Source organism: Rhodococcus sp. NPDC054953 (genome assembly GCF_053609225.1).
This window is the reverse complement of the sequence record NZ_JBSGXD010000017.1, coordinates 38,756-44,817: the sequence shown is the minus strand read 5'-3', so window position 1 is coordinate 44,817 and position 6,062 is coordinate 38,756. Positions and strand designations below refer to the sequence as shown.

3 protein-coding genes are annotated in these 6,062 nt (G+C 69.6%); 2 read left to right on the top strand and 1 reads right to left on the bottom strand.

All coding sequences use genetic code 11. The features are described from left to right. Positions 1–198: 198 nt before the first annotated feature. Positions 199–870 (bottom strand): ammonium transporter, encoded by a 672-nt coding sequence (locus ACWF62_RS13350; RefSeq protein ID WP_378571039.1) that lies wholly within the window; start codon positions 868–870, stop codon positions 199–201. Between the two features lie 351 nt (positions 871–1,221). On the opposite strand from ACWF62_RS13350, the gene ACWF62_RS13345 reads away from it, so the two are divergent. Then, positions 1,222–4,368 (top strand): (Fe-S)-binding protein, encoded by a 3,147-nt coding sequence (locus ACWF62_RS13345; protein WP_452630298.1) that lies wholly within the window; start codon positions 1,222–1,224, stop codon positions 4,366–4,368. Positions 4,369–4,976: 608 nt separating this feature from the next. Beyond that, complete coding sequence (locus ACWF62_RS13340; RefSeq protein ID WP_378508961.1) at positions 4,977–5,927, top strand: hypothetical protein; 951 nt, start codon at positions 4,977–4,979, stop codon at positions 5,925–5,927. The last annotated feature ends 135 nt before the right edge of the window (positions 5,928–6,062 follow it).

Here is a 6,062-nt window from a genome sequence, read left to right as displayed (position 1 = left end):
TTCGTGGCAACTCGGGCTGCCTCCCCCTTTCCGCCCGCAACACCCCCCCCCCCCCCGCCCCCTCCTCGCCCCCCCCCCTCGAGCCCGGGCACCCCCCCCCCCCCCCCCCTCGACGGCGTTTCCGGCACGGGAGGCGCCGAAACGCCAAGCGGCCCGTCACCTCGATGAGGTGACGGGCCGCTCCGCGTGGCGCGTGGACTACTTCTTCGCGTAGACCGTGGTGCCCGGCTCGGCCATCAGGGTCTGGCCAAGGCCGATGCCCGCGGCGATCAGGGTCGGGCCACCGACGAGGACGGTGCCCGCGACGCCGCCGATGCCCGCACCCGCGACGGTGCCGACCGCAGGCATCACGAAGGTGCCGACAACGGCGCCGATGATGGTGCCGATGAGGCCGCCGGAGGCGGTGGCGACGGCAAGCTGCGAGTTGAAGGTCTGCTGTGCCATCAGGTTCTCCTCGGGCGAGGCGATGTCCTTGATGGCGAGCCCGGCGCCCGCGATCGGCTGCGCGGTGGCGTCACCGGCGATCGGCTTGGCCTTGCCGAGGTCGAAGACCGGGGTCAGGGTGACGGTCTTGCCGTCCTCGCTGATCTTCTGCTCCATCGGGAACTGGAGGGTGTTGAGCTGGAAGGCGAGCGGCAGGCTGACGACCGCGTTGCCGTTGCCGTCCTGCAGCTCGATGTTCTTGCCGTCACCGGAGACCTTGAACGCGCCCGCGTCGATCGTGGTGACGACGGAGGTGCCCTCGATGTTGGACTTCCAGTCGATGGTCTCGGGAGCCTCGGCGGCGGGGTTGGCGTACGAGGTACCCGCGCCGACACCGAGCGCGGCGACCGCGAGCATCGAGGTGACGGCGAACTTCCTGAGCTTCATTCTGTGATTCCCCTCCAGAGTTGCAGACGCGCGCTGCGCGCGAAAAGACACACAATCACGCGAACCCTAGTCTGTGAGACGGCTGAGAACAATGTCATTGAGCGAGGGTAAGGACACCCTCATTCTGCGAGGTTAAGTTACCGGTCGGTTGTCCAAGTTAGGTTCACCTGCACTAAACGCCCGATAGCCGAGGACTTACCGTGTCCGACAGCACTACTGCGACGCCGGGCCGATGACCGGCACACGCAGCGACGAATGCCGTCTTGAACGACCATGCTACCGGCGGGTAACTTACGGTGGCTTACTCTTGTTGCCGTTGCCGAATGCCGTTGGAGAAGGAAAGGCCGTGACATGAACGCCCTGACGATCACGTTGGGCACGATCGGCGTACTGCTCAGCCTCGTGTGCTGGGCCTCGTTCCTGAGCGGGGCCTGGACCATGGGCAAGACAGTCATGATCGGGCAGTCCGCGCCCGACCGCTGGCGCCCATTCTTCCCCCGCTTCAAGCAGATGATCGTCGAGTTCATCGCGCACACCCGGATGCAGAAGTTCCGCACCGTCGGGTGGGCGCACTGGCTCGTCATGATCGGCTTCCTGGCAGGCGCGCAGTTCTGGTTCATGGCCTACGGCCAGACCTTCGACCCCACCTGGTCGTGGCCGCTGATCGGTGACACCTGGTGGTTCCACCTCGGCGACGAGATCCTCGGCGTCGGCACCGTCGTCGGCATCGTGACGCTGATGGTCATCCGGCAACTGAACCACCCGCGACTGCCCGCGCGCCTCTCCCGCTTCAGCGGATCGAAGTTCGGCCCCGCCTACTTCGTTGAATGGGTCGTGCTCACCGAGGGCATCGGCATGGTGCTGGTCAAGGCGGGCGTGCTGTCGCTGCAGGGCCACTCCAGCTGGACCGACCCGATCACCGGCCTGATCGCCAACGTGATCCCGGCCAACGTCACGCTGATTTCGATCTTCGCGTTCGTCAAGCTGATGTCCGGCATGGTCTGGCTCTACGTCGTCGGCCGCAACATCACCTGGGGCGTCGCGTGGCACCGCTTCTCCGCGTTCCCGAACATCTACTTCAAGCGTGAGGACGACGGCGACGTCGCCCTCGGCGCCGCGAAGCCGATGATGTCCAAGGGCAAGGCCCTGACCATGGACAACGTCGACCCCGACACCGACACCCTGGGCGCCGGACGGATCGAGGACTTCTCCTGGAAGGGCTGGCTGGACTTCACCACGTGCACCGAGTGCGGACGCTGCCAGTCGCAGTGCCCGGCCTGGAACACCGGCAAGCCGCTGTCCCCGAAGCTGCTGATCATGTCGCTGCGCGACCACGGCTACACCAAGGCGCCGTACCTGCTGGCCGGTGGCCGCAAGGACATGGGCGGCGACGAGGTCGGCCTGGTCGACGCCGACGGTAACGTCGACGAGGCCGCGCTCGCGAAGATTCCCGAGGCCGCGCGGCTGGAGGCCGAGCGCAGGCTGGTCGGTGAGACCGCCGAGCTGGTCGCCGCGGGCGAGCAGGCCCCGGTCATCGACCTCGAGACGCTGTGGTCGTGCACCAACTGCGGCGCCTGCGTCGAGCAGTGCCCCGTCGACATCGAGCACGTCGACCACATCATCGACATGCGTCGCTACCAGGTGCTGATCGAGTCGGAGTTCCCGTCCGAGCTGGCTGGCCTGTTCAAGAACCTCGAGAACAAGGGCAACCCCTGGGGCCAGAACTCCAAGGACCGGCTCAACTGGATCTCCGAGATGGACTTCGAGATCCCGGTCTTCGGCAAGGACGCGGAGACGTTCGAGGACTACGAGTACCTGTTCTGGGTCGGCTGCGCCGGCGCATACGAGGACCGCGCGAAGAAGACCACCAAGGCCGTCGCCGAGCTGCTCGCCACCGCTGGCGTGAAGTTCATGGTCCTCGGCGCCGAGGAGACCTGCACCGGCGACTCCGCACGCCGCGCGGGCAACGAGTTCCTGTTCCAGCAGCTCGCGATGCAGAACATCGAGGTCCTCGACAACCTCTTCGACGGCGTCGAGGAGTCCAAGCGCAAGATCGTCGTCACCTGCGCGCACTGCTTCAACGCGCTCGGCAACGAGTACCCGGAGGTCGGCGGCCGCTACGAGGTCGTCCACCACACCCAGCTACTCAACCGCCTGGTGCGGCAGAAGAAACTGATCCCGGTCGCCTCCGTGCAGGAGGACGTCACCTACCACGACCCGTGCTTCCTCGGCAGGCACAACAAGGTGTACGACGCGCCGCGTGAGCTGATGGCCGCGACCGGCTCCAACCTCAAGGAGATGCCGCGGCACGGCGAGCGGTCCATGTGCTGTGGCGCTGGCGGTGCCCGCATGTGGATGGAGGAGCAGCTCGGCAAGCGGATCAACGTCGACCGCGTCGACGAGGCTCTCTCCACGGATCCGAAGAAGATCGCGACCGGCTGCCCGTTCTGCCGCGTCATGCTCACCGACGGCGTCACCGCACGCCAGGAGTCGGGCCAGGGCGAGGGCGTCGAGGTCGTGGACGTCGCGCAGATGATGCTCGAGTCGATCACCCGCCTCGATTCGGCGCAGCTGACCGAGAACATCAAGGTCGTGCAGAAGCCGAAGGAGACGGTCGTCGCCGAGGCCGCACCGGTCGCGGAGGAGGACGTCGCCGAGGCTCCGGCCGCGGCAGCTCCCGCCGCGGCGCCGGTGGCCCCGAAGGCGGGCGGGCTGCAAATGAAGGGCGGCCCCAAGGCACCCGGCGGCGCGAAGGCTCCCGGCGGCGCGCCCAAGGCGGGCGGGCTGCAGATGAAGGGCGGGCTCAAGGCTCCCGGCGGCGGTGCGGCTCCCGCCGCAGGCGCCCCCGCCGCGAAGGCCGGCGGGCTGCAGATGAAGGGCGGGCTCAAGGCGCCCGGCGCGAAGGCTGCCGCTCCTGCCGCTGGCGCTTCCGCTCCCGCAGCCGAGGCTCCCGCCGCGCCGACCGCCAAGCCCGGCGGACTGCAAATGAAGGGCGGGCTCAAGGCACCCGGCGCGAAGGCACCGGGCGCCAAGGCCGCGACCCCCGCCGCACCGGCGGCCGACGCTGCGGCGCCTGCCGCTGAGGCCCCGGCGGCTCCCGTCGCCAAGCCCGGCGGACTGCAGATGAAGGGCGGGCTCAAGGCACCCGGCGCGAAGAAGGCAGCGCCTGCTGCCGCGCCCGCGCCTGCTGCCGAGGTCCCGGCCGTCGAGGAGCCGGTGGCGCCCGCAGCCGAGGCGCCCGCACCGCCGCAGCCGAAGGCAGGCGGGCTCGGGTTCAAGGGTGGCGCGAAGGCCCCCGGTGCGCGGAAGGCCGCAGCCCCCGCAGCCCCCGCGGCTCCGGCGGCCGCACCGGTCGAGGCGGCCCCCGCCGACGAACCGGTTGCCGAGCCGGTCGCGGACGCTCCTGCGGCCCCCGCAGCGGAGTCCCCGGCACCGCCGCAGCCGAAGGCAGGCGGACTCGGGTTCAAGCCCGGCGCCAAGGCCCCCGGCCGCAAGTAGCGCAGCACGCACAGCGCGCCCCCACCGCATCGGTGGGGGCGCGTTCTGCGTCCGGCGCCCGGCGCCCCGCCCCGCACCCCCCACAACACCCCTGTGCACACATCACTTCCCGCACCCACACACCCACTGCACGCCGAAAACCCCCGCGCACCCCGCAACACCCCTGTGCACACCCCCGCCGACCACACAGGCCCAGCGCGACCGACGCGATCGACGCGATCGACGCCGAGGGTGTCAGCCAGGCAACACCCCTGTGCACACACCACTTCCCGCACCCACACCCCCGCTGCACGCCGAAAACCCCCGCGCACCCCGCAACACCCCTGTGCACACACCGCATCCCGCACGCACACCCCCACTGCACGCCGAAAACCCCCGCGCACCCCGCAACACCCCTGTGCACACACCACTTCCCGCACGCACACCCCCACTGCACGCCGAAAACCCCTGCACGCCAGGGAATCCCTCTGTGCACAGGCCAAATCGGACACCACCCATAGCGCACGCCACCGCGTCCGACAACGACGTTGTCCACAGTTTGCGCGCAGTTATCCACAGGTTGGCGTCGACGGGTGTGCGGGCGCGTCGAGGCCGGGCACGATATCGGCATGGGGGAACAATTCATTCGACGAGAAGAGGCGCTGCGGCGCGGGGCGACCGACCGGGAACTGCAGCGGCAGTGCCGGACCGGGGTGTGGAAGCGACTGCATCCCGGGCGGTTCGCCCACGCGGAGGCCTACCTCGAGCTCGGTGCCGAGGCGCGCCACCGGCTTGTTGCCGAGGCCGTGCTGGATGTCGCGTCACCGGAGGCCGTGCTGAGCCATCAGTCGGCGGCGGTGGTCCACGGGTTCGACCTGTGGAGCACTCCGTTGGCGCGGGTGCACCTGACCCGCAACAGGTCGTCGGGCGGCAGCCTGAGCCGCCGGCGTCGGGTGCACTCGGTACCGCTACCGGACAGCGACATCACGACGGTCGACGGTCTCCGCGTGACCACTCCTGCGCGGACCGTCGTCGACCTGGCCGCGACTCTGGGATTCGAGCAGGCACTCGTCGCCGCGGACCACGCCCTGCACGTCGGCGCCGTCGATCAGGCCGCACTCGAGGCCGCCCTGACGCCCGCGCGCAAGCACCCTCACCGGATCCGTCGAGTGCTGCGCATGGCGGACGGCCGCTCCGAGAGCGTCGGCGAGACCCGAAGCCGCGCACTCCTCGTCCGCGAGCAGTTGCCGCTGCCCGACCTGCAACCGGAGCTGCACTCGCACAAGGGCGTCCTGCTCGGTCGCGTCGACTTCCTGTTCGACGGTGTGGTCGGGGAGTTCGACGGACTGTCCAAGTACGGCCGCCTCGTCCCGGACGGCACGCTCCCGGAGGACGTGCTGGTCGCGGAGAAGAAGCGGGAGGACGCGATCCGGGACGCCGGCTGGCAGGTGGTGCGCTGGACGTGGGAGGAGCTGACGACGCCGGAGGTGATCGCCGACCGGATCCGGCGCGCGCTCAACCGTGCCCGGCGGTCCGAGCCACCCACTGGACGCATCGTCCGTATGCCGCCGGTCGGATAGTCGTCGTTCGGCCGCACGCACGACAACCAAAAACTGGCACACGCCCACTGACGACGCCGCGGCACCCGTCCACCGCCGCACACACCAGAACCCCTGTGCACACACCCGTCCCCGCACCCACACACGAACTACACG

What these genes read in the sequence shown, in the direction of transcription:
- ACWF62_RS13350 (WP_378571039.1), bottom strand. Translation starts at nt 870, where the DNA reads ATGAAGCTCAGGAAGTTCGCCGTCACCTCGATGCTCGCGGTCGCCGCG.
- ACWF62_RS13345 (WP_452630298.1), top strand. Translation starts at nt 1,222, where the DNA reads ATGAACGCCCTGACGATCACGTTGGGCACGATCGGCGTACTGCTCAGC.
- ACWF62_RS13340 (WP_378508961.1), top strand. Translation starts at nt 4,977, where the DNA reads ATGGGGGAACAATTCATTCGACGAGAAGAGGCGCTGCGGCGCGGGGCG.